We start from the raw sequence: 21,944 nt of genomic DNA, 5'->3' as shown, positions 1-21,944 counted from the left end.
TGGATGAGGCGATCAGACCTCGGTGATCTCGACGCTCTCGATCACGACGTCCTCGAGCGGCTTGTCACGGCCGTCGGTGGGAACAGCCGAGAGCGACTGCACGAGCTTCTTCGACTCCTCGTCGGCGACGGCGCCGAAGATGGTGTGCTTGCCCTGGAGCCAGGTGGTCGGCGCCACGGTGATGAAGAACTGCGAGCCGTTGGTGCCGCGGCCCGCCTGCTTGCCGGCGTTCGCCATCGCGAGGATGTAGGGCTGGGTGAAGTCGAGCTCCGAGTTGATCTCGTCGTCGAACTGGTACCCCGGGCCGCCGATGCCCTGACCGAGCGGGTCGCCGCCCTGGAGCATGAAGTCGGGGATGATGCGGTGGAAGACGGTGCCGTTGTAGAGCGGCTCCTTCGTCTTCGCACCCGTGGCGGGGTGGGTCCACTCGATGTCGCCGGTCGCGAGACCGACGAAGTTGCGGACCGTCTTGGGAGCGTGGTTCCCGTAGAGGTTGACGACGATGTCGCCCTTGTTGGTGTGGAACGTCGCGACTGCGGTGTGCAAAGGCATGCTCGGATTCTCGCACAGCGCGTCTGTAGGCCCCTGCAACGCCCGGTGTCAATGCGCTGGGTGCGCGATGCGGACGCCGATCGATGAGTGGCAGTATTGAGGCGTTCGCTGCTCGTAGCCGATGGAGGACCAACATGGGTCTGTCACGTAAGCACAAGAAGGACCTCAAGCGTCTTCGCAAGAACGCCGAGGCGGTCTGGGGCGAGCAGCAGGAGGTGCTGGCGCACGCGGCCTCCGTGCTCGAGAAGAGCCGCCGCCACGCGTCGAAGTACGCCAAGAAGGAGCTCGTCCCCTTCGTCAAGGACACGTACGACTCGCGAGTCAAGCCGGTCTACGACAACGGCGTCTCGGCCGTCGAGGGCACGTACTCCTCGGCCCGCCACGCCTACAAGCACAAGGTCGTCCCGACCTTCGCCGCTGTCGGTGGCACGGCCGCCGCCGCCTTCGAGGCCGCCAAGGACTCGAAGAACCGCGCGAAGCTCGCCGAGATCTCGAAGGCGCGCTGGGAGGAGCTCACCACTCCCCCGAAGAAGAAGAGCAAGGTCGGGACGGTCTTCGCGATCGGCGCCGCGCTGGTCGCCGTCGGCGGCATCGGCTACGCCGTCTGGCAGACGTTCCGCGCCGACGACGAGCTGTGGGTCGCCGAGGACGAGCCGCAGAGCGCCGCGCAGAACGCGGCCTCGACCGCTTCCTGACGTTCTCGTCGCTGGAGCCGGGCCCCTCAGGGGGTCCGGCTCCTTTGCATGCCCAGGTTAGGCTTCTGCGGTGGACATCCGGGTCGCCGCGTACGGCGTGATCATCGACGGTGAGCGGATGCTGCTCGCGCACTGGAGCCAAGGCCCCTGGTCGGCCTGGACGCTTCCGGGCGGCGGGATCGACGAGGGCGAGTCGCCCGCCGACGCCGCGGTCCGCGAGATCTTCGAGGAGACGGGCTACCGTGCCGAGCTCGAGGCCCTCATCGGCGTGGACTCGCACGTGATACCCGCGCACCGGCGCAGCGATCCCGGAGCCGGCCCCCTGCACGCCATCCGCGTCGTCTACCGCGCCCGCATCGTGGGCGGCGAGCTCACGCACGAGGTGGACGGCTCCACGGACGCCGCCGCCTGGTTCCCCCTGAGCGACGTCGAGGAGCTGGAGCGCGTCGAGCTCGTCGACGCGGCCCTCACCATGAACGAGGCCTGGCTCCTCCGCTGACGGTGCCCGGGAATCCCCGGCCGCGCCCCGGCGTTCCCTTCGTCGTGATCGTCGAGCTCTACACCTCCGCCTTCTGCGGCGCCTGCCATGCCGCGCGCTCGGTGCTGGAGCGCGCCGCGGAGCTCGTCCCTGCCGCCGAGATCCGCGAGCGCGACGTGGCCTTCCACCCCGTCGAGGCCGAGGCCGCCGGCATCCGCTCGACGCCCACGGTCGTCGTGCGGGACACGGCCGGAGAGGTGGTCTTCCGGGCGGAGGGCGCCCCCTCCCTCCCGCAGGCTCTCGCCGCTCTGGCCCTCGCCCTGCCCGCGTAGGGTGGCCGCGGGAGGACCCATGCACCGTCGCGCTGCGCTCGCGAGCACCGTCGCTCTGCTCGGCGCCCTCGCGCTCTCGGGATGCGCCTCCGAGGAGCCGGTGACCACGGCCGCGGTCGGGCTCGGACGGGGCGGCGAGCGAGGCGAGGTCCTCGGGGTCGTCGTCGTGTGCTCGGGGTCCGTCGACGGCCTCGACCTCGCCGCCTCCGACTCCGCTCCCCTGACCATCGGCGACGGGCTGCGGAGGGTCACCCGCTGGGTCTCCCCGTCCCCGGTCACGCAGCTGGGCGCGACCGACCTCTCCGGATCCACGGTCTGGCCGGCCGACACGGTGATCGAGCGGTTCCCGCTCGGCGTCGACCTCGCGCTGGGCGCCTACGCGACCGACCGCTCCGTGCTCGCCCGCCCGGTCGTCTTCACGGCCGAGCAGTTCGACACGCTCTCCGTCGGTGAGATCATCGTCGGCGACATCCGCGACGGCACGTCCGAGACCCTCTCGGTCCAGCAGTTCCTCGGCCTCGCCTGCGTGGACCGCTGAGCGGGCGGCTCGGCCGTCCGAGTGGCGACCTCGATCGCGGGGACCGCACGGTCGGCGACAGGAGAGGCCGCCGAAGACGTCGACACGGTGACCCCGCGACGGCGGAAGACCCGGAGTGCCGTGCGCCGGTGGACCAGAAGGGCCGGCGAAGGGGAAGCACCCGCGAGAGGGAGGAAGTGTGGAGCCTAGGAGATTCGAACTCCTGACATCCTGCTTGCAAAGCAGGCGCTCTACCAACTGAGCTAAGGCCCCGGGCCGGAGACGGGGCGATCCGTCTCCGAGAGTCGAACGGCCCGCCACCGCGAGGTGACGGGCCGTTCGGACCGGGTGGGGATACCAGGACTTGAACCTGGGACCTCTTCATTATCAGTGAAGCGCTCTAACCGCCTGAGCTATACCCCCGGAATGGCCAGAGGAGACTCTACCCGACATCGAGCAGGAATCCCAATCGGCCGGACCGTGCGCCCTACTGGTTGGTGAAGCCCACCAGGAGGCCGCCGGTGATCTTGACGCTGAGGTTGTACAGCAGCGCCACGATCGCGCCGAGCGCGGTGGTGACGATGGTGTTCAGCACCGCGACGACGATCGCGAAGCCCATGACCTGCGGCAGCGAGATGATCGTGTTGAGGTCGAACGCCTCCGCGCCGGCGATGTCCTGCACGAGGCCGTTGACCTCGTCGAACACTCCCGTCTGGGCCAGGACCGTGTAGACCAGGTAGACGACGACGATCGTGATGATCGCGAGCGTCAGGCCCAGCAGGAACGAGAGCTTCACGGCCGACCAGAAGTCGACGTAGACGAGCTTCAGGCGGACCTGCTTCGCCGCCGGGCTCTTCGCGGACTTCCTGGCGAGCTTCTCGGCGACGGTGCTACTCATCTACGGACCCATCCTCCTCCGACACCGGGGCGGACTCGGCCGGCGCCGCGGCGTCGGGATCCTCGTCCTGGGCGTCGAGATTGCGTTCGGTGTTCTTGGCGAGTGCGATGATGCGGTCGTCCTCAGCGAATCGTGCGAAGACGACTCCCATGGTGTCGCGACCCTTGGCCGGTACCTCGGCCACCGCAGAGCGTACCACCTTGCCGCTGGCGAGCACGACGAGCACCTCGTCGTCCTCTCCGGTGATGATGGCGCCCACGAGGTCGCCGCGCTTCTCCTCCAGCTTGGCCACCTTGATGCCCAGCCCGCCGCGTCCCTGGAGGCGGTACTGGTCGACCGCGGTGCGCTTGGCGTAGCCGCCCTCGGTGACCACGAACACGAAGCCCTCGTCACTGACGACGTTGGCGTCGAGGAGGCGGTCCTCTCCGCGGAACGACATGCCGCGGACTCCGGAGGTGGAGCGGCCCATCGGACGCAGCGCCTCGTCGGACGCGGTGAAGCGGATCGACATGCCCTTGCGGGAGACCAGCAGCACGTCGCTGTCCTCCTCGACCAGGAGCGCCGAGACGAGCTCGTCGCCGTCGCGCAGCTTGATCGCGATGATGCCGCCGGAGCGGTTCGTGTCGTACTCCGAGAGGGCCGTCTTCTTCACGAGGCCGTCGCGCGTGGCGAGCACGAGGTAGCGGGCCGCCTCGTAGTCGCGGATGTCGAGGATCTGCGCGATCTGCTCCCCCGGCTCGAGCGCGAGCAGGTTCGCGATGTGCTGGCCCTTGGCGTCGCGGCCGGCCTCCTGCAGCTCGTAGGTCTTGGCGCGGTACACGCGGCCGGTGTTCGTGAAGAACAGGAGCCAGTGGTGCGTAGTGGTGACGAAGAAGTGCTCGACGATGTCGTCGGCCTTCAGCTGCGCGCCGCGCACGCCGCGGCCGCCGCGGTGCTGCGCCCGGTAGGAGTCGCTCCGGGTGCGCTTGAGGTAGCCGCCGCGGGTGACGGTGACGACCATCTCCTCCTCGGGGATCAGGTCCTCGACGCTCATGTCACCGTCGAACCCGAAGAGGATCTCGGTGCGGCGGTCGTCGCCGAAGCGGTCGACGATCTCGTCGAGCTCGTCCGAGATGATCGTGCGCTGGCGCTCCGGGCTCGCGAGGATCGACTTGTAGTCCTCGATCTCGGCCTGGATCCGGTCGTGCTCGTCGATGATCTTCTGGCGCTCGAGGGCCGCGAGGCGGCGCAGCTGCATGTCGAGGATGGCGCGGGACTGCACCTCGTCGATGTCGAGCAGCTCCATCAGGCCGTCGCGCGCCTCCTCCACGGTGGGGGAGCGGCGGATGAGGGCGATGACCTCGTCGAGCGCATCGAGCGCCTTGAGGTAGCCGCGCAGGATGTGGATCCGCGCCTCCGCCTCGTCGAGGAGGTACTGGGTGCGGCGCACGATGACCTCGACCTGGTGGTCGACCCACGCGCGGATGAAGCCGTCGAGCGAGAGCGTGCGCGGGATGCCGTCGACGATCGCGAGCATGTTCGCGCCGAAGTTCTCCTGCAGCGGCGTGTGCTTGTAGAGGTTGTTCAGCACCACCTTCGCCACGGCGTCGCGCTTGAGGACGACGACGAGGCGCTGGCCGGTGCGACCGGAGGTCTCGTCGCGGATGTCGGCGATGCCCGAGACGCGCCCGTCCTTGACCAGCTCGGCGATCTTGATCGCCAGGTTGTCCGGGTTCACCTGGTACGGCAGCTCGGTGACGACGAGGCAGGTGCGGCCCTGGATCTCCTCGATGGAGACGACGGCGCGCATCGTGATCGAGCCGCGGCCGGTGCGGTACGCGTCCTGGATGCCGCGGACGCCGAGGATCTGCGCACCGGTGGGGAAGTCGGGTCCCTTGATCCGCTGCAGCAGCGCCTCGAGGAGCTCCTCGCGCGTCGCGTCGGGGTTCTCGAGCGCCCACTTGGCGCCGGCGGCGACCTCGCGCAGGTTGTGCGGCGGGATGTTGGTCGCCATGCCGACCGCGATGCCGACGGAGCCGTTGACGAGCAGGTTCGGGAACCGGGCCGGCAGGATCGCCGGCTCGCGCGTGCGGCCGTCGTAGTTGTCCTGGAAGTCGACGGTGTTCTTGTCGATGTCGCGGACCATCTCGAGCGCGAGCGGCGCCATCTTGGTCTCGGTGTACCGGGGGGCGGCGGCGCCGTCGTTGCCGGGGGAGCCGAAGTTGCCCTGCCCGAGCGCGAGCGGGTAGCGGAGGCTCCACGGCTGCACCAGGCGGACCAGCGCGTCGTAGATCGCGGAGTCGCCGTGCGGGTGGAACTGGCCCATCACGTCGCCGACGACGCGCGAGCACTTCGAGAACGCCTTGTCGGGACGGTAGCCGCCGTCGTACATGGCGTAGATCACGCGGCGGTGCACGGGCTTCAGGCCGTCGCGCACCTCCGGCAGGGCTCGCCCGACGATGACGCTCATCGCGTAGTCGAGGTAGGAGCGCTGCATCTCGAGCTGCAGGTCGACCGGCTCGATCTTGTCGTGACCGTGGATCACCACACCGGTCTCGGTGACGATGTCGTCGCTCTCGTCCGGGCCGGTGGGGGTGGTGGGTTCTTCTGCCATGGTCTCTGGTCTCTCAGGTGGGTCCGTGCCCCGGAGGAGCGGGGGCGGCGGTCGCGCTGGGTGTCAGGTGTGTCGTCGGTGTGCGGGCCGGTGAGGGCCTCTGTCGCGTTCTGGTCGAGGATGCGGCCCATCGAGGGCCGCCGTCACGTGTTCGAGGTGGTCGCGAGGGCGGTCCACTGGACCGCCCGGCTGCCGCCTCTCGAAGGACGTCCGTTTCCTCGACAGCTAGATGTCGAGGAAGCGCACGTCCTTCGCATTCTTCTGGATGAAGGAGCGGCGGGACTCGACGTCCTCTCCCATGAGGGTGGAGAAGATCTCGTCGGCCGCGGCCGCGTCGTCGAGCGTGACCTGGAGGAGGGTCCGCGTGGCGGGATCCATCGTGGTCTCCCACAGCTCCTTGTAGTCCATCTCGCCGAGGCCCTTGTAGCGCTGGATGCCGTTCTCCTTGGGCATGCGCTTGTTGGTCGCCGAGCCGTGCGCGATCAGGGCGTCGCGCTCGCGGTCGCTGTAGACGTACTCGTGCGGGGAGTTCGACCACTTGAGGCGGTACAGCGGCGGCTGCGCGAGGTACACGTAGCCGAGGTCGATCAGCGGGCGCATGTAGCGGAAGAGGAGCGTCAGCAGCAGCGTCGTGATGTGCTGGCCGTCGACGTCGGCGTCGGCCATCAGGATGATCTTGTGGTACCGCGCCTTGTCGGGGTTGAAGTCCTCGCCGATGCCGGCGCCGAACGCCGTGATCATCGCCTGGACCTCGTTGTTGCCGAGAGCACGGTCGAGCCGCGCCTTCTCGACGTTGAGGATCTTGCCGCGGAGGGGGAGGATCGCCTGCGTCTCGGGGTTGCGGCCCTGCACCGCGGATCCGCCCGCCGAGTCGCCCTCGACGATGAAGATCTCGGAGATCGACGGGTCCTTGGACTGGCAGTCCTTGAGCTTGCCCGGCATGCCGCCGCCCTCGAGCAGGCCCTTGCGGCGGGCGGTCTCGCGCGCCTTGCGCGCCGCCATGCGGGCCGAGGCCGCCTGGATCGCCTTGCGGATGATGTCCTTCGCCTGGCTCGGGTTGCGGTCGAACCAGTCGGCCAGCTGCTCGCCGGCCACGCGCTGCACGAACGCCTTCGCCTCGGTGTTGCCGAGCTTCGTCTTGGTCTGGCCCTCGAACTGCGGCTCGCCGAGCTTGATCGACACGACGGCGGTGAGGCCCTCGCGGATGTCGTCGCCCGAGAGGTTCTCGTCCTTCTCCTTGAGCAGGTTGTTCGCGCGCGCGTAGCGGTTGACCAGCGTGGTCAGCGCGGCGCGGAAGCCCTCCTCGTGGGTGCCGCCCTCGTGGGTGTTGATGGTGTTGGCGTAGGTGTGGACGCTCTCGGTGTAGGCGGTGGTCCACTGCATCGCGACCTCGAGCGAGATGCGGCGCTCGGTGTCCTCGGACTCGAAGTCGATGATCTCGGAGTGCACGAGGTCCGACTTCTTCAGCGAGTTGATGTACTCGACGTAGTCGACGAGGCCCTTCTCGTAGTGGAAGACGTCGGTCCGGTCGCCCTCGGTCTCGTTCTCGCCCTCCCCCTCGAACTCGACCTCGTTCTGGTCGGTCAGCGCGATGCGCAGGCCCTTGTTGAGGAACGCCATCTGCTGGAAGCGCGCGCGCAGGGTCTCGTAGTCGAACTCGACCGTCTCGAAGATGCCGGCGTTGGGCCAGAAGGTGATCGTCGTGCCGGTCTCGTCGCTGGCCTCGCCCTTCTCGAGCGGGGCGTCCGGCACTCCGTCGGTGAAGCTCATCCGGTACACGGCGCCCTGGCGCTTGACCTCGACGTCGAGTCGCGTCGACAGCGCGTTGACCACGGAGGAGCCGACGCCGTGCAGGCCGCCGGAGACCGCGTAGCCGCCGCCGCCGAACTTGCCGCCGGCGTGCAGCACGGTGAGGACCAGCTCGACCGTGGAGATGCCCTCGGTCGGGTGCATGTCGACCGGGATGCCGCGGCCGTTGTCGGAGACGGTGACGCCTCCGTCGGCGCGCATCAGGATCTCGATGTTGTCGCAGTAGCCCGCGAGCGCCTCGTCGACGGCGTTGTCGACGATCTCGTAGACCAGGTGGTGCAGACCGCGCGGACCCGTGGATCCGATGTACATGCCGGGGCGCTTGCGGACCGCCTCGAGGCCCTCGAGGACCTGGATCTGGTTCGCGCCGTAGTCGCCGGACGACTTGGTCGACATGCTCTCGTGCGGAGCGGAGGGGGCTGCTGAGCCGTTCGCGTCCAGGTCGTTCGCTGCGGGTGACGTGGAGTCGTTCGGCTCGTGAGTCATAGCTGTGGAGTTCTCCTCTGACGGTCCGTCGCGACGCGCACGGTGATCTGGAGATCGCCCGCGCGGCGGCGTCACTGCGGTTCGGCGGCCCTCCATTCTACCGCGTGCCGGGTCGATCCGAAGCGCTGGACGGCGATCTGAGGCGCGAAAGATCGGCGGTCGACCGAAAATGCGTCCTCAGCCGTAGGTGTCGCGCGGACCACGCCCTGGAATCGACCTGGGACCCTTTTTCCAGTTCGGGACGTCCGGGCCCTGGAAACGGATCGACGCGATGCCCGCGTCGGGGAAGTTCACGGCGATGTGGTTCATGATCTCGATCCGCATCAGCCGGAGCTGCGTCGACCACGCCGTGGACTCGCACGCGACCGTCAGCACGCCGTCGACGACGCCCACCGGAGTCGAGTGCTTCGCGGTCTCCTCGCCGGCGATCGCCGTCCACGACGACATCAGGTCGCCCTGCGCCAGCGGCGCCGTCCAGCCGAGCTTCACCGTGAGGGAGTCGAGGACGTCGCCGAGGTCGTGCGGGTCGCGGCCCTTGCCGAACGGGATCGCGTCGCCCTTGGGCTCGGCGCGCTCGACGGTCTTCCGGATGCGGCGCGGGCCGTCGGCGCCGAACACCTCCTTGAGGTGGCGGTAGACGCGGGCGGCCTCGGAGTCGGGTGCGGGGGCTCCGCGGCGGGGGGAGTCAGCCATCGGCCGGCTCCGACGGGGCGGGGGCGGGCGGCTCCGGGGACGCGGGATCTGTGGACGCCGGCGCTGGGGACGCGGGCTCCGAGGAGGAGGCCGCGGCGGAGGAGACGACACGAGGAGAAGGGGAGTCGGACGAGACCGGATCGGGAGAAGAGGAGCGGGAGGACTCGGGACCGGGAGGAGGGGAGTCGGAGGACACCGGATCGGACGAGGCGGAGTCGGGTGCGGTCGGCTCCGGCACGGCGATCGGCGCGGCGGCGGCGCCCGTGCCGACGATCCGGCCGGCCTCGATCCGCACGGTGTGCGCGGCCAGCGCCTCCGGGACGTCGTCGAAGACGGCCGCGGTGATCAGGACCTGCTCGTAGTCGGCGACCACCGAGGCGAGCCGCTCGCGCCGGCGCGCGTCCAGCTCGGCGAAGACGTCGTCGAGCATCAGCACCGGATCGCCCATGGGGGAGTCGCGCCGGAGCAGCTCCGCGGCGCCCAGCTTCAGCGCCAGCGCGAACGACCAGCTCTCGCCGTGGCTGGCGTAGCCCTTGGCCGGCAGCGCGTTCAGCTCGAACTGCACGTCGTCGCGGTGCGGGCCGACGAGGGAGACGCCCCGGTCGAGCTCGCGGCGGCGCACCCCGGCCAGGGCGGACGCGAACGCCTCCGCCAGTCCCTCGCCCGCCGCCGGTGACGCGGCGCCCGGCTGCTCCACGGGCTCGCCGTCGTCGTCGACCGCGCCCTCGATGCTCAGGCGGGAGCGGAGCACCGGACGCTGGTCGGCACCGGCGACCGCCTCGTACGCGGCGCGCACGGGTCCGCTCAGCTCCTCCACCAGGGTGAGGCGCGACTGCATGATCTCGGTCCCGAGCGCGATCAGGCGCTCGTCCCAGATGTCGAGGGTGCCGAGCTTCGACGGGTCGCGGACGCCGCTCGCGCGCGCCGACTTGAGCAGCGAGTTGCGCTGGCGCAGCACCCGCTCGTAGTCGGCCTGGACGGCGCTCATCCGCGGGGAGCGGAGGATCACCAGCTGGTCGAGGAAGCGGCGGCGGGCCGACGGGTCGCCGCGGATGAGGAGGAGGTCCTCCGGGGCGAAGAGGACGCTGGAGAAGAAGCGGGGGAGCTCGCGCGGCTTGATCCCGCCGCGGTTGATCTGCGCGCGGTTGGGGGAGGAGCGGTTGATCTGCACCTCGGCCAGCAGGTCGCGCTCGCCGTTGCGGAGGCGGGCGCGCACCACGGCGCTGTCCCGGCCGGCGCGGATGAGCGCCTGGTCGCTCGACACGCGGTGCGAGCCCAGGGTGGAGAGGTAGCCGAGCGATTCGACGAGGTTCGTCTTGCCCTGGCCGTTGCGGCCGACGAAGAGGTTCGGTCCGGGCACGAGCTCGACGTCGACCGACTCGTAGTTCCGGAAGTCGCTGAGCGCCAGCTGCGTCACCTGCACGTCGCGCTCCTCTCCTCCACCCGTCGTCGCGGGCCTTCCCTGCACCCCTGCGGGCTCCTCGCCCGTCCCGATCGGCCGATCCACCCGCTCCGGCGCCTGCAGTCCGCTCTCCCCCTGCCGGCCTGGCCTGCGCCCCCGGTCTCGACACACCCCTTCGGGCTACTCGACCGGCACGGCGGCGGAACCGTCCGGGACGCGGATCCCGATACGCCCCTCCGGGGCCACTACTCGCTCACCATGATCGGCCGAGCCCCGTCCCCGCCCGTGAAGGCGGCCGCAGGCTCGCCGCCCGACGTCGGTAGCAAGGTGGAGGCGGCCGGAGGCCCGCCGCCCCCGTGAGAGCATCCCTGCCTCACGGGGGCGGCGGGCCGCAGTCCGCCGTCCGTCACCGGCCCTGCGGAACGCGCCCCCCTCCGGAAGCCGACCGCCGTGAGGACTGCCGGAGGCAGTCCTCACCAGCCGACTCAGTCGACGGCCTTGACGGAGTGCCCGCCGAACTGGTTGCGGAGCGCTGCGACGGCCTTCATCGCGGGGGAGTCCTCCTGGCGGGAGACGAAGCGGGCGAAGATCGAGGCGCTGATCGTGGGCACCGGGACGGCGTTGTTGATGGCCTCCTCGATGGTCCAGCGGCCCTCGCCCGAGTCCTGCACGTAGCCCTCGATGTTCTTGAAGTCCGGGTCCTGCTCGAGGGCGCGGACGAGGAGCTCGAGCAGCCAGGAGCGCACGACCGTGCCGCGCTGCCAGGCCTTGAAGGTGCCGGTGACGTCCTTGATGATGTCGCTGCGGGTCTCGAGCAGCTCGTAGCCCTCGGCGAACGCCTGCATCAGGGCGTACTCGATGCCGTTGTGGACCATCTTCGCGTAGTGGCCGGCGCCGACCTCGCCGACGTGGACGAAGCCCTCCTCGCGGGGGCCCTCGGGGCGCAGCGCGTCGAAGACGGGCATGGCGTACTCGACGAGCTCCTTCGGGCCGCCGACCATCAGGCCGTAGCCGTTCTGGAGTCCCCAGACGCCGCCGGAGACGCCCGCGTCGATGTAGTGGATGCCCTTGGGCTTCAGCAGCGCGTCGTGCTTGAAGTCCTCGGTGAAGCGGGAGTTGCCGCCGTCGATGACGAGGTCGCCCTCGCTGAGCTTCTCCGACAGGTCCTTGACGACCGCGTCGGTGATCTCGCCGGCCGGCACCATCACCCAGACGATGCGGGGCGAGGGGAGTGCGGCGATCATCTCGTCGAGAGAGGCCGCGTCCGAGACGTCGGGATTGCGGTCGTAGCCGGTGACCTCGAGCCCCTTGGAGCGGAGGCGGGAGCGCATGTTGTCGCCCATCTTGCCGAGGCCGACGAGTCCGATGTGCATGGTGAACCTTCCTGGATTCGTTGTCCGGCGGGCGGGCGCTCGTCGGGAGCGGGGCGGTCGCGGCTCTGCGATCCGGGGAGTGGTCAGCGCAGCAGCAGGTTGGGCTGGAGCAGGTAGCGGTAGCTGTCGCTGCCGGGCTGCTCCCGCGAGGTCTGCGCGGTGATCAGGACGGGGCCGGGCTTGTTGGGGTTCTCGGTCTTCGTGAACGCGATGCGCACGAACTCCGAGTGGACGGCGGCGAGGCCGTCGAGCAGGAACTGCGGCTTGAGCGAGACGACCACGTCGTCGCCGGTCACGATCGCGTCGATGCTCTCGGACGCCTGCGCCTGCTCGGAGCCGATGGCCTCGAGGGTGAGGCCGTCGCTGCTGAAGCTGAAGCGGAGGGCCGCCTCGCGCTCGAGCACGAGCGAGACGCGGCGGGTGGCCTCGATGAGGTCGCTGGTCGACATGACCGCGTAGTTCTCGACGGAGGCGGGGAAGAGGCGCTTCACGGGCGGGAAGTTGCCCTTGATCAGCAGCGACGTGACGGTCTTGCGGTCCGCGGTGAAGGCGATCAGCTCGCGCTCGTCGCGGTTGGTGATCGCGACGGAGACGGTGCCGGAGTGGCCGAAGGTCTTGCCGACCTCCTGCAGCGTGCGCGCGGGCACGAGGGCGGTGAGCGGCTGGGTGGGCGCGGGGTTGTCCCCGTTGTCCCAGTCGATCTCGCGGACGGCGACGCGGTAGCGGTCCGTCGCGACGAGGCCGATCGTGTTCTCGGTGATCTCGAGCTGCACGCCGGTGATGACGGGGGTCACGTCGTCGCGGGAGGCGGCTACCGCCACCTGCGAGACGGCGGCCGCGAAGGCGTCGGCCGGGACGAGGCCGGTGGAGGCGTCGATCTCGGGGATGCTCGGGTACTCCTCCACGGGCATCTGCAGGAGCGTGAAGTGCGCCGAGCCGGCCGAGACCGAGACGCGCGACTCCTCCGTGGCGATGCGCACGGGAGCGTTGGGGAGGCGGTTCGCGATGTCGGCGAGCAGACGGCCCGAGACGAGCACGGTCCCCGTCTCCTCCACGTCGGCCGCGATCTGCGTCTGCGCGGACACCTCGTAGTCGAAGGAGGACAGCGTCAGACCCTCGGAGGTCGCCTCGATGAGGACTCCGGAGAGGATCGGCAGGGTCGTGCGCTGCGGAAGCAGCTTGACCGCGAAGGACACCGCCTCGCTGAAGACATCGCGGTTGGCTTGGAACCTCACGAGTACACCCCTGACGAGTCGCGGACGAAGACCGTCGCCCATCGTACCCGCCGGGCTCGACGAGCTCGGAAGGGGGTGGACCGCCGAGCACTCCCGAGCCGCTGTGGAGAGGTTGCCGGTCGAGGCTTCATTAAAGAGAGAACTGCGTTAACAGTGTTAACACGTGTGGAAACTGTGGAAAACGCTTCGGACCCCTACTCCTGGGTGGGATCGGAGGGACCCGCCCCTGTGGAGGGAGTGTGAGCGGGCGCGTGGACGCCCTGTGGAGCGATCCGGGCCGACCTGTCGCCCTCCACAGGCGGGCTCTCCCGGCGCACAGTCCCGAGGCGGTTGTCCACAGTTATCCACAGGTTCCTCACACTGTGGAAATCGGCCCTCCGAGGCGCGCGAGGCGGCGTGTCCGAGGCCCGCCTGGTGGGTCGAGGAGTCCGTCGACGACGTCTCCGGGTCACGACGGAGACCGTCGAACGCGGCTCGCGCCGTCCGAGCGGCGCGCAAGACGATGCGCGCTCCCTCTCCCCTGCGCTGCTCTCCTGGCCGTCGCACGGCGGATCGACCCCGTCCGATCGCACGCCGGCCGCTCAGCCGCTCACCCGGACCCCTTGAGCACGTGCGGTTCATGCTGGTCGAGTAGCCCCAGCGAGCCGTATCGAGACCCCCGCCAGCGCCTTCGCCTGACCTCCACGCGCGCCGACACCGACGTCCTGCTGCTCGCGCCGCGATCCCCGTCGCTCCCTCCCCTCACACGAGGAAAGGGGAGCGACTACCCGACCACCGCGCACGGACGCCGATGGATCCCGGGGCACGCCACCCGGGACAGGTGGTCCCGGGGACCGTACGACTGCCGGCTAGCGGTTCGTCTTGATGCGGGTGGTCAGCTCGGTGACCTGGTTGTAGATGCTGCGGCGCTCCTTCATGAGCTCCGAGATCTTCTTGTTCGCGTACATGACCGTGGTGTGGTCGCGGTTGCCGAACAGCTGGCCGATCTTGGGCAGCGAGAGGTTCGTCAGCTCGCGGCACAGGTACATGGCGATCTGGCGCGCGGTGGCGACGGCCTGCGAGCGCGACGAGCCGTAGAGGTCGTCGACCGTGAGCTTGAAGTAGTCCGCGGTGTGGTTGATGATGTCGACCGGCGAGATGACGTTGTCCTCGTCGAGCGTGATCAGGTCCTTGAGCACGGTCTGCACGAGCGACATGTCGACCGGCGTCCGGTTCAGGCTCGCGAACGCGGTGACGCGGATGAGCGTGCCCTCGAGCTCGCGGATGTTGCTCGACACCTTCGACGCCATGAACTCGAGGATGTCGTCGGGCACGAGCAGCTTCTCGCTGACCGCCTTCTTGCGGAGGATCGCGATGCGGGTCTCGAGGTCGGGAGCCTGCACATCGGTGATGAGGCCCCACTCGAAGCGCGAGCGCATCCGGTCCTCGAAGCCCGTCAGGGCCTTCGGCGGCAGATCGGACGTGATCACGACCTGCTTGTTGTGGTCGTGCAGCTGGTTGAAGGTGTGGAAGAACGCCTCCTGCGTCTCCGCCTTCCCCTGCAGGAACTGGATGTCGTCGATCAGGAGGATGTCGACGTTGCGGTAGCGGCCGTGGAAGGCGTTGCCCCGGTTGTTCGCGATCGAGTTGATGAAGTCGTTCGTGAACTCCTCGCTCGAGACGTACCTCACGCGGATCCCCGGGTAGAGGCTCATCGCGTAGTGGCCGATGGCGTGGAGGAGGTGCGTCTTGCCGAGCCCGGAGTCGCCGTAGACGAAGAGCGGGTTGTAGGCCTTGGCGGGAGCCTCGGCGACGGCGACGGCCGCGGCGTGCGCGAACCGGTTGGAGCCTCCGATGACGAAGTTGTCGAAGCTGTACTTCGGGTTCAGCCGGGTGTCGGTCGCCGGCACGGTCCGCAGCTCCTCGACCCCGCGGGTCGGCGCGACCGTCGCCGAGGAGGCGGTGATCGGCTCGAACGGGTTCATCGACTCCTGCGACGACGGGGAGCTGAGGGGCTCGTGCTCGATGTCGGGGTTCACCACGAAGGCGAACGTCGTGACGCCGAAGGAGTCGTCGAGTGTCCCGATCGCGCTGAGCAGGGGCACGCGCACGCGCTGCTCGAGCATCCCGCGGGTGAACTCGTTCGGGACCTCCAGGTAGAAGGTGCCCGCCATGATGCCCTTGGGCTCCACGAGCGAGACGAACCCGTAGAGGGGAGCGGTGATCCGCTCGTCCTGGGACAGTGCGCCGAGGATCACGTTCCACGCGTCGACCATCGACGTGTCGTCTGCCATCTGTCTCCGGTCCTGGGTGCTGTCGCTGTGAAGTCGCTGCGGGATCGCCGTCTCCGCCGGTACCCGTCGCCGCCCGCTGCAGGGGCGTCGCGGACCGGGCGCGGAGCCGGGTCTCGAGTGCCGCTCTCTCCACAGGGTTGTCCACCGGCCTCGAGCGATGCCTGTGCGGGCGCGGGAGGACGCGGATCCCACCTGTGGATAACTGCGGCTCAACACCGTAACGAACGGAGCCGACGGGAGACAAATCCACCACAGCGACACCCGCGTGTCAATGCGCGGAACCCCGTGTCCCGTGTGCATGATCGAGGTTTCGCGCCGTCCACATTTGACCGGTGGCGGAACAGGCCGTAGTTTAAATCAGTTGACGCCTGCCCGGTGTCGTCCGTGCGGCCCTCGCAGGCCGAGCGGATTCCGCAGCCGGGCACCCCTTCTTCCCGGAGGATCCGAGTCTCCGCCCGAGCGGGTGGTGCCGGTTCGCGCCGCGGAACACGTACGTGGAGATCTGATTATGAGCAAGCGAACCTTCCAGCCGAACAACCGTCGTCGCGCCAAGGTGCACGGCTTCCGTCTGCGCATGCGCACCCGTGCCGGCCGCGGCATCCTCAGCGCGCGCCGCGCCAAGGGGCGCACCGAGCTCTCCGCCTAGCAGCGAGCGGTACCGACCAGCGGTGCTGGCCAGAGCCAATCGCATCGTCCACGGAGGCGAGTACCGGACAGTCGTCCGTCGCGGTGTGCGGTCCACAGGACCGCACACCGTCACGTATGTCCGCCGGTCCTCCGCGGGCGATCCGGCGCGGTTCGGGTTCATCGTCGCCAAGACGGTCGGCACCGCGGTGACGCGCAACACCGTCCGCCGCCGGCTCAAGGCCGTGGCGTTCGAGCTCGTCCCCGAGATCGACCCCGGCACCCAGGTCGTCGTCCGCGCGCTGCCCGGCAGCGCCGACGCCCCCTGGTCGGAGCTGCGCTCCGAGGTGTGGTCCGCGATGGCGCGAGCCGCGCGGAAGAGCGGGGCGTCCTCGTGACCGCCGTGCTCCCCCGCCGCGAGGCCCCGTTCGCCCGGCTCGGGTGGGCGATCCTCCTGCTGCCGCGGAACATCGGCGTCCTGCTCCTGATCGTCTACCGGGCGGTCGTGTCCCCTCTCTACGGGGACGTCTGCCGTTACTACCCCTCGTGCTCCGCGTACGCGCTCCAGGCGGTCCAGCTCCACGGGCTCGTCCTCGGCTCCGTCCTCGCGGCCCGCCGTCTGCTCCGCTGCCACCCGTGGGCGGCCGGCGGCATCGACGACGTCCCGACCTCGATCCCCCTGCACCGACCGGCTTCCGGCCGGACCCGCTTCGCCGTGACGCGAGCCGGGTTCGTCGTGGGCCCTCGAAAGGACTGACCCCACTCCATGGACCTCCTCGGCACGATCCTCTGGCCCCTCAAGTGGGTGGTCGAGCTGCTCCTCGTCGCCTTCCACCAGCTGCTGACCTTCACCGGCATGGAGGCGGCCGCGGGAATCACCTGGGTCCTCTCGATCGTCGGCCTGGTCATCGTCATCCGCGCCGCGCTCATCCCGATCTTCGTCAAGCAGATCAAGAGCCAGCGCCGGATGCTCGAGGTCGCACCCCAGCTCAAGAAGATCCAGGACAAGTACAAGGGCAAGCGCGACCAGCTGTCCCGCGAGGCGATGTCCCGCGAGACCATGGAGCTCTACAAGAAGACGGGCACCAACCCGCTCGCCTCCTGCCTGCCCCTGCTGATCCAGATGCCGATCTTCTTCAGCCTGTTCTCGGTGCTGAACGCGGCGCAGCACAGCCAGAAGGGCGTGGGCCCGCTCGACGAGACGCTCGCCCGCCAGTTCGGCGAGGCGAACCTCTTCGGCGTCGCACCGCTGCACCAGTCGATCCAGGGCGCACTCGCCGAGGGCGGCCAGGAGCCGGTCATCATCATCGCGGTGATCATGGTCGTCCTGATGACGGCGTCGCAGTTCATCACGCAGCTGCAGATCGTCTCGAAGAACATGTCGCCCGAGGCGAAGGCCTCGCCGACGTTCAAGCAGCAGCGGATCCTGCTCTACATCCTCCCCCTCGTCTTCGCCTTCTCGGGCTTCGCCTTCCCCCTCGGCGTGATGTTCTACTGGCTGACCTCGAACATCTGGACGATGATCCAGCAGTTCATCGTCATCCGGAACATGCCGACCCCGGGCAGCGAGGCCGCCAAGGCCCGCGAGGAGCGCCTGCGCCGCAAGGGCAAGCTGGTCGAGGAGACCACGGCCGCCGGCGACGTCACCCTCGTCGAGAAGAAGGCCGTGCAGCGCACGCAGCCCGTGAGCAAGAACCGCTCCAAGAAGCAAGCCGGAAAGAAGTAGAGCCGCCATGACCGATCCGATGCAGACCATCACCGACGACGCGTCCGCACCCGCGGACGTGGACGCGTCCGCCGTCGACGAGGCGCCCGAGTCCACGCTCTCGCAGCTCGAGGACGAGGGCGACGTCGCCGCCGACTACATCGAGGAGTTCCTCGACATCTGCGACCTCGACGGCGACATCGACATCGAGGTCCGCAACGGCCGCGCCTACCTCTCGGTCACCGCCTCCGGAGACACGAACCTCCGGGTGCTCTCCCGCCCCGACGCCGTCCAGGCACTGCAGGAGCTGACGCGCCTGGCGGTCCAGACGAAGACCGGCGCGTTCTCCCGCCTCATCCTCGACATCGGCGGCTCCCGCGACGCCCGCGAGGCGGAGCTCGCCCAGCTGGTCGACCGCGCGATCGAGCGGATCGAGGACGGCGCCACGTCGGCCTCGCTCCCGCCCATGTCGTCGTACGAGCGCAAGCTGGTCCACGACATGGTGGGCGAGCGCGGCTTCGTGTCGGAGTCGCGCGGCGAGGCGCGCGAGCGCCACACCGTCATCACCCGCGGCTGAACGGCGTGGAGTCGACCCTCGAGGCCGAGCCCGCAGCCGCTGCGGCGATCGCCGGCGACCGCCTGCCCCTCCTGCGGCGGTTCACGGAAGCTCTCGCTGACCAGGGTGAGGAGCGCGGCCTGATCGGGCCCTTGGAGCTCCCCCGTCTCTGGACGCGGCACGTGCTCAACAGCGCCCTGGTGGCCCCTCTCCTGCGTCCGGGACTGGTGGGTGATGTCGGCAGTGGCGCGGGCCTTCCCGGGCTCGTCCTCGCCATCGTGCGGCCCGACGTCCGCTTCGTGCTCATCGAGCCGATGGAGCGTCGCGTCGTCTGGCTTCAGGAGCAGGTGGACGGACTCGGACTCGAGAATGTCTCAGTTCTTCGAGCCCGTGCTGAAGAGGCGGAGCTCGCGGAGCCTCTCGACCAGGTGACCGCTCGGGCGGTCAGCGCCCTCTCGAAGCTGATCCCGCTGACCGCGCCGCTGCTGCGGCCCGGAGGCGAGCTGGTCCTGCTGAAGGGCATCAACGCCGAGAAGGAGATCGAGGCGGCGGCCAAGCAGATCCGTCGTTTCCGGCTCTCCCCGCCCGAGGTCGTCGTGCTCGGCGACGGCGTGCTCTCCGAGGTGACGAGGGTCGTCCGGGCTACAGTGGGTTGATCGCCACGACGCCGCAGTGAGCCCCCGACTCCTCGTCCGTCGACTCCTCGGTGCTGATGTCCGTCCCACTCGCTGAGCGAAGGTTTCACGTGAAACAAACCGATTCCGCCGGTCTGACCGGAGGCTTCGATTCCTCGACTCCCCTGGCCCGGGAGATCGCGGACATGACCCGTCGGCGCGCACTGTTGAACGCCCAGCCGCTGCCCAAGCCCGAGTCGACGCGCGTCATCACGATCTCGAACCAGAAGGGCGGCGTCGGCAAGACGACGACGACCGTCAACCTCGCCGCCGGGCTCGCCCGCGGTGAGGCGAAGGTGCTCGTCATCGACCTCGATCCGCAGGGCAACGCGTCGACGGCCCTGGGCATCGAGCACCGCGCCGAGACGGCCAGCGTGTACGACGTGATCGTCAACGACACTCCCCTCGCGGACGTCGTGCAGAAGAGCCCGGAGTTCGCCTCGCTCTACGGTGTGCCGGCGACCATCCACCTGGCCGGCGCCGAGATCGAGCTGGTCTCGCTCGTCGCACGCGAGCAGCGTCTCCGCCGTGCGCTCGACCGCATGCTCGACACCATGGACGAGCCGTTCGACTACGTCTTCATCGACTGCCCGCCGTCGCTCGGTCTGCTGACCATCAACGCGTTCGTCGCCGCTCGCGAGGTGCTCATCCCGATCCAGTGCGAGTACTACGCGCTCGAGGGGCTCAGCCAGCTGCTCAAGAACATCGACCTGATCGAGCGGCACCTCAACCCGAACCTCGGTGTCTCGACGATCCTCCTGACCATGTACGACGGCCGCACCAACCTCTCCCAGCAGGTGGCAGCGGATGTCCGAGAGCACTTCCCGAAGGAGGTGCTGCGTGCGGTGATCCCGCGCAACGTGAGGATCTCGGAGGCGCCGAGCTACGGACAGAGCGTGATCAGCTACGACCCGCAGTCGTCCGGCTCGCTGGCGTATCTGGAGGCGGCCGCCGAGATCGCACGACGCGGAGCCCGGAAGACACCCGAGACGGCACACGAAGGAGAGGCACGCTGATGGCGACCAAGCGCACGGGACTCGGCCGGGGGATCGGCTCGCTCATCCCGACCAGCGACGAGTCGCGCTCCCGGCCCGTCGACGTCTTCTTCCCTGATCAGGTCGGCGATTCGGCCCGTGCCGAGGAGCTCCTCGAGGTCCCCGGAGCGCGCTTGGCGCGACTCCCCCTCGCCGACATCACCCCCAACACGGCGCAGCCGCGGTCGGTGTTCGACGAGGACGACCTCGCGGAACTCGTCCACAGCATCCGCGAGTTCGGAGTGCTGCAGCCGATCGTCGTCCGGCCCGTGACGGCTCGCGGCAGAGCGAAGTACGAGCTCGTCATGGGTGAGCGCCGGTTCCGCGCCTCGAAGGCCGCGGGACTGACCACCATCCCCGCGGTGGTCAAGGACACGGCCGACGAGAACATGCTCCGCGACGCGCTGCTCGAGAATCTGCACCGCGCCGACCTCAACCCGCTCGAGGAGGCGTCCGCCTACCAGCAGCTCCTCAGCGACTTCGGGATCACCCAGGAGGCCCTGGCCACGCGGCTCGGACGGTCTCGGCCGCAGATCTCGAACACGCTCCGTCTCCTGCGCCTCCCGGCCGATGTGCAGGCCCGCGTCGCTGCCGGCGTCCTGACCGCGGGACACGCGCGCGCGATTCTGTCGCTCGACGACGTCGAGATGATGCGCCGCCTGGCCGACAAGATCGTCAACGAGGACCTGTCCGTCCGCGCCGCCGAGGCTGCCGCCGCGCAGATGAAGGCGCCGCGGACGACCACGCGTCCCGTGGTGGAGGAGCAGGGCGGGCACTCCGGACACCTCTCGTCGATCGCGGATCACCTCGGCGACCGGTTGAACACGCGCGTCAAGGTCACTCTGGGCGCTCGCAAGGGCCAGATGGTCATCGACTTCGCCACCATCCAGGACTTGAACCGCATCCTCGCCGAGATCGGGGAGCCGACCGAGGTGTCGCTCGCTCCGTAGTGGCCGGCCTAGTGGCCGCCACTGATTCGCCGTGCGGCTGGCGTGCGCGTGCTCGCGCTGTGTTCTTGGCCGCAATCGCCGATGTGGCGGTATCCGCTCCCCTCGTCGGCACCGCGATCGCAGATCAGCACGCTTGGGGCGATCTTCGAGATGCCTTGTGAGCTGAGGATTCTCGGTTGTCGTCCTCTCTCCGATTGATAGGCCCTTCTGACCGGTACAGTCCGATGAAGTGGTTCCAGGTTCTGCGGGGCCCTGCTGACTCCGGTCCTGGTTGAGAATACGGCTGGTATTGCCGATCGGTGACGATCGCCGGGTATCTGGGGCATTGATCTCTGGATGGAGCAGCTCACGATGCGCCTATATGGCAGTGGAGCGCCGGATCTAGGGTTGGCTGAGTTCAGACCTCGTTGACCTCCGGAGTTGATGTCGCGTTCGGTGAGTCGCTGGCGGGCGCAGGACGGGCGCCTGGACGGGTCGTTCGCGGTCGCGCTCTCCGCTGCCCAGGGCGACGACATCGTCGCCGATACTCGCGTGCGCGATGTTTCACGTGAAACATTCCTACGTTGGCAGCTAAAATGAGGACCCCCTCGGCTGTCCGTGCATCCCAAGTCGCCGGTGAGGAGCGCTTCCTGGGCCTCCAGAAATTGGCCGGCGGGGGGGTCAAGTTTAGACGAAATGCAGTATCGCTTCGTTTTCGCGGATCGATGCAGATGTGATGACTGGGTTCGCCGAGGTTTGACGGAGGACCCCGTCGGCGGTCGCCCCTAGAGAGCACTGAAAGAAGCGATGGAAGGGCCGTTTCACGTGAAACGGTCCGCTCTAGGGCGGCCTAGCCATTGAAGAGCTACGAGCTTGTCATGTAGGAGAGGAGGCCCTCGTCGGCTCGACTCGCTCCAACGGGCGCAACATTTTGGATCGAAGTTACCCAACGGCTGCGGAGGCGTTTCACGTGAAACGCCCCTGCCGAGAACATTGGACGCCCATGCGGATCCTCGTGGGACCGACTTCGACCGCAATGCTCGAAAGAGATTGCTCGCCTGACCAGCGGAATAGAGACACCACCCC

General features: G+C 68.9%; 20 protein-coding genes, 2 tRNA genes and 1 pseudogene. 12 read left to right on the top strand and 11 right to left on the bottom strand.

Annotated elements, in window-relative coordinates; translation table 11 throughout:
• Positions 1-12: 12 nt before the first annotated feature.
• The gene (locus C5C30_RS03500; RefSeq protein WP_104222669.1) at positions 13-552 is read right to left on the bottom strand and encodes a peptidylprolyl isomerase; all 540 of its coding nucleotides are present in this window, start codon (positions 550-552) and stop codon (positions 13-15) included.
• 134 nt (positions 553-686) lie between these two features.
• Between C5C30_RS03500 and C5C30_RS03495 the strand changes: the two genes are divergently transcribed.
• The 4 genes from C5C30_RS03495 to C5C30_RS03480 all read left to right on the top strand — a co-directional run bounded on the left by C5C30_RS03495 (position 687) and on the right by C5C30_RS03480 (position 2,595).
• Positions 687-1,247, top strand: coding sequence for a hypothetical protein (locus C5C30_RS03495; protein ID WP_104247539.1), 561 nt, complete (start codon positions 687-689; stop codon positions 1,245-1,247).
• Between the two features lie 70 nt (positions 1,248-1,317).
• Entirely contained in the window at positions 1,318-1,746 is a 429-nt protein-coding gene (locus C5C30_RS03490) for an NUDIX hydrolase (protein WP_104288510.1), read from the top strand.
• Positions 1,747-1,748: 2 nt separating this feature from the next.
• Positions 1,749-2,057 carry a thioredoxin family protein gene (locus C5C30_RS03485; protein WP_258059325.1) on the top strand — a complete coding sequence of 103 codons (309 nt, stop codon included), beginning with the start codon at positions 1,749-1,751 and terminating at the stop codon, positions 2,055-2,057.
• Positions 2,058-2,076: 19 nt separating this feature from the next.
• Positions 2,077-2,595, top strand: a complete 519-nt coding sequence (locus tag C5C30_RS03480; protein ID WP_104225785.1) for a hypothetical protein — start codon at positions 2,077-2,079, stop codon at positions 2,593-2,595.
• Between the two features lie 179 nt (positions 2,596-2,774).
• Here C5C30_RS03480 and C5C30_RS03475 read toward each other — a convergent pair.
• The 10 genes and pseudogenes from C5C30_RS03475 to dnaA all read right to left on the bottom strand — a co-directional run bounded on the left by C5C30_RS03475 (position 2,775) and on the right by dnaA (position 15,216).
• Positions 2,775-2,847: transfer RNA gene (locus C5C30_RS03475), tRNA-Ala, on the bottom strand.
• 76 nt (positions 2,848-2,923) lie between these two features.
• A tRNA-Ile gene (locus C5C30_RS03470) sits at positions 2,924-2,997 on the bottom strand.
• Positions 2,998-3,061: 64 nt separating this feature from the next.
• Positions 3,062-3,472 carry a DUF3566 domain-containing protein gene (locus tag C5C30_RS03465; RefSeq protein ID WP_104222673.1) on the bottom strand — a complete coding sequence of 137 codons (411 nt, stop codon included), beginning with the start codon at positions 3,470-3,472 and terminating at the stop codon, positions 3,062-3,064.
• Complete coding sequence (gene gyrA, locus C5C30_RS03460) at positions 3,465-6,065, bottom strand: DNA gyrase subunit A (protein WP_104222674.1); 2,601 nt, start codon at positions 6,063-6,065, stop codon at positions 3,465-3,467. Before gyrA ends, C5C30_RS03465 begins: the two co-directional genes overlap by 8 nt.
• A gap of 225 nt (positions 6,066-6,290) precedes the next feature.
• Positions 6,291-8,270, bottom strand: coding sequence for a DNA topoisomerase (ATP-hydrolyzing) subunit B (gyrB, locus tag C5C30_RS03455; protein WP_208543372.1), 1,980 nt, complete (start codon positions 8,268-8,270; stop codon positions 6,291-6,293).
• A gap of 267 nt (positions 8,271-8,537) precedes the next feature.
• Positions 8,538-9,053, bottom strand: coding sequence for a DUF721 domain-containing protein (locus C5C30_RS03450; protein ID WP_104237766.1), 516 nt, complete (start codon positions 9,051-9,053; stop codon positions 8,538-8,540).
• Positions 9,054-9,315: 262 nt separating this feature from the next.
• Positions 9,316-10,476 (bottom strand): annotated as a pseudogene (gene recF / locus C5C30_RS03445) (DNA replication/repair protein RecF); the annotation flags it as partial.
• Between the two features lie 464 nt (positions 10,477-10,940).
• A complete protein-coding gene (gnd, locus tag C5C30_RS03440) occupies positions 10,941-11,828 on the bottom strand; it encodes a phosphogluconate dehydrogenase (NAD(+)-dependent, decarboxylating) (RefSeq protein WP_104222677.1) in 888 nt (295 codons plus the stop codon).
• 83 nt (positions 11,829-11,911) lie between these two features.
• Complete coding sequence (dnaN, locus tag C5C30_RS03435) at positions 11,912-13,063, bottom strand: DNA polymerase III subunit beta (protein ID WP_104222678.1); 1,152 nt, start codon at positions 13,061-13,063, stop codon at positions 11,912-11,914.
• Between the two features lie 848 nt (positions 13,064-13,911).
• Positions 13,912-15,216, bottom strand: a complete 1,305-nt coding sequence (gene dnaA / locus C5C30_RS03430; RefSeq protein WP_374952921.1) for a chromosomal replication initiator protein DnaA — start codon at positions 15,214-15,216, stop codon at positions 13,912-13,914.
• Positions 15,217-15,844: 628 nt separating this feature from the next.
• Here dnaA and rpmH point away from each other — a divergent pair.
• The 8 genes from rpmH to C5C30_RS03390 all read left to right on the top strand — a co-directional run bounded on the left by rpmH (position 15,845) and on the right by C5C30_RS03390 (position 20,879).
• Positions 15,845-15,982, top strand: a complete 138-nt coding sequence (gene rpmH / locus C5C30_RS03425; protein ID WP_055784512.1) for a 50S ribosomal protein L34 — start codon at positions 15,845-15,847, stop codon at positions 15,980-15,982.
• A gap of 22 nt (positions 15,983-16,004) precedes the next feature.
• Positions 16,005-16,358 carry a ribonuclease P protein component gene (gene rnpA / locus C5C30_RS03420; RefSeq protein WP_104222680.1) on the top strand — a complete coding sequence of 118 codons (354 nt, stop codon included), beginning with the start codon at positions 16,005-16,007 and terminating at the stop codon, positions 16,356-16,358.
• A gap of 5 nt (positions 16,359-16,363) precedes the next feature.
• On the top strand, positions 16,364-16,717 hold the full coding sequence (gene yidD / locus C5C30_RS03415; protein ID WP_244230695.1) for a membrane protein insertion efficiency factor YidD: 354 nt from the start codon (positions 16,364-16,366) through the stop codon (positions 16,715-16,717).
• Positions 16,718-16,726: 9 nt separating this feature from the next.
• Positions 16,727-17,686, top strand: a complete 960-nt coding sequence (gene yidC, locus C5C30_RS03410; protein ID WP_104222681.1) for a membrane protein insertase YidC — start codon at positions 16,727-16,729, stop codon at positions 17,684-17,686.
• Positions 17,687-17,693: 7 nt separating this feature from the next.
• Positions 17,694-18,242 (top strand): R3H domain-containing nucleic acid-binding protein, encoded by a 549-nt coding sequence (locus C5C30_RS03405; RefSeq protein WP_244229531.1) that lies wholly within the window; start codon positions 17,694-17,696, stop codon positions 18,240-18,242.
• A gap of 5 nt (positions 18,243-18,247) precedes the next feature.
• The gene (rsmG, locus tag C5C30_RS03400) at positions 18,248-18,877 is read left to right on the top strand and encodes a 16S rRNA (guanine(527)-N(7))-methyltransferase RsmG (RefSeq protein WP_104268815.1); all 630 of its coding nucleotides are present in this window, start codon (positions 18,248-18,250) and stop codon (positions 18,875-18,877) included.
• 164 nt (positions 18,878-19,041) lie between these two features.
• The gene (locus tag C5C30_RS03395) at positions 19,042-19,911 is read left to right on the top strand and encodes a ParA family protein (RefSeq protein WP_104247021.1); all 870 of its coding nucleotides are present in this window, start codon (positions 19,042-19,044) and stop codon (positions 19,909-19,911) included.
• Entirely contained in the window at positions 19,911-20,879 is a 969-nt protein-coding gene (locus C5C30_RS03390) for a ParB/RepB/Spo0J family partition protein (protein WP_104333188.1), read from the top strand. Before C5C30_RS03395 ends, C5C30_RS03390 begins: the two co-directional genes overlap by 1 nt.
• Positions 20,880-21,944 lie beyond the last annotated feature (1,065 nt).

The sequence above is a fragment of the Rathayibacter sp. AY2B5 genome (assembly GCF_002931645.1).
Classification (GTDB): domain Bacteria; phylum Actinomycetota; class Actinomycetes; order Actinomycetales; family Microbacteriaceae; genus Rathayibacter.
Note: the sequence above shows the minus strand (reverse complement) of the source record. Positions and strands in the feature narration are given on the sequence as shown.

What these genes read in the sequence shown, in the direction of transcription:
- C5C30_RS03395 (WP_104247021.1), top strand. Translation starts at nt 19,042, where the DNA reads ATGACCCGTCGGCGCGCACTGTTGAACGCCCAGCCGCTGCCCAAGCCC.
- C5C30_RS03405 (WP_244229531.1), top strand. Translation starts at nt 17,694, where the DNA reads ATGACCGATCCGATGCAGACCATCACCGACGACGCGTCCGCACCCGCG.
- gyrA (WP_104222674.1), bottom strand. Translation starts at nt 6,065, where the DNA reads ATGGCAGAAGAACCCACCACCCCCACCGGCCCGGACGAGAGCGACGAC.
- gnd (WP_104222677.1), bottom strand. Translation starts at nt 11,828, where the DNA reads ATGCACATCGGACTCGTCGGCCTCGGCAAGATGGGCGACAACATGCGC.
- C5C30_RS03500 (WP_104222669.1), bottom strand. Translation starts at nt 552, where the DNA reads ATGCCTTTGCACACCGCAGTCGCGACGTTCCACACCAACAAGGGCGAC.
- gyrB (WP_208543372.1), bottom strand. Translation starts at nt 8,270, where the DNA reads ATGTCGACCAAGTCGTCCGGCGACTACGGCGCGAACCAGATCCAGGTC.
- C5C30_RS03480 (WP_104225785.1), top strand. Translation starts at nt 2,077, where the DNA reads ATGCACCGTCGCGCTGCGCTCGCGAGCACCGTCGCTCTGCTCGGCGCC.
- C5C30_RS03450 (WP_104237766.1), bottom strand. Translation starts at nt 9,053, where the DNA reads ATGGCTGACTCCCCCCGCCGCGGAGCCCCCGCACCCGACTCCGAGGCC.
- rpmH (WP_055784512.1), top strand. Translation starts at nt 15,845, where the DNA reads ATGAGCAAGCGAACCTTCCAGCCGAACAACCGTCGTCGCGCCAAGGTG.
- C5C30_RS03465 (WP_104222673.1), bottom strand. Translation starts at nt 3,472, where the DNA reads ATGAGTAGCACCGTCGCCGAGAAGCTCGCCAGGAAGTCCGCGAAGAGC.
- C5C30_RS03495 (WP_104247539.1), top strand. Translation starts at nt 687, where the DNA reads ATGGGTCTGTCACGTAAGCACAAGAAGGACCTCAAGCGTCTTCGCAAG.
- C5C30_RS03390 (WP_104333188.1), top strand. Translation starts at nt 19,911, where the DNA reads ATGGCGACCAAGCGCACGGGACTCGGCCGGGGGATCGGCTCGCTCATC.
- yidC (WP_104222681.1), top strand. Translation starts at nt 16,727, where the DNA reads ATGGACCTCCTCGGCACGATCCTCTGGCCCCTCAAGTGGGTGGTCGAG.
- dnaA (WP_374952921.1), bottom strand. Translation starts at nt 15,216, where the DNA reads ATGGCGGGCACCTTCTACCTGGAGGTCCCGAACGAGTTCACCCGCGGG.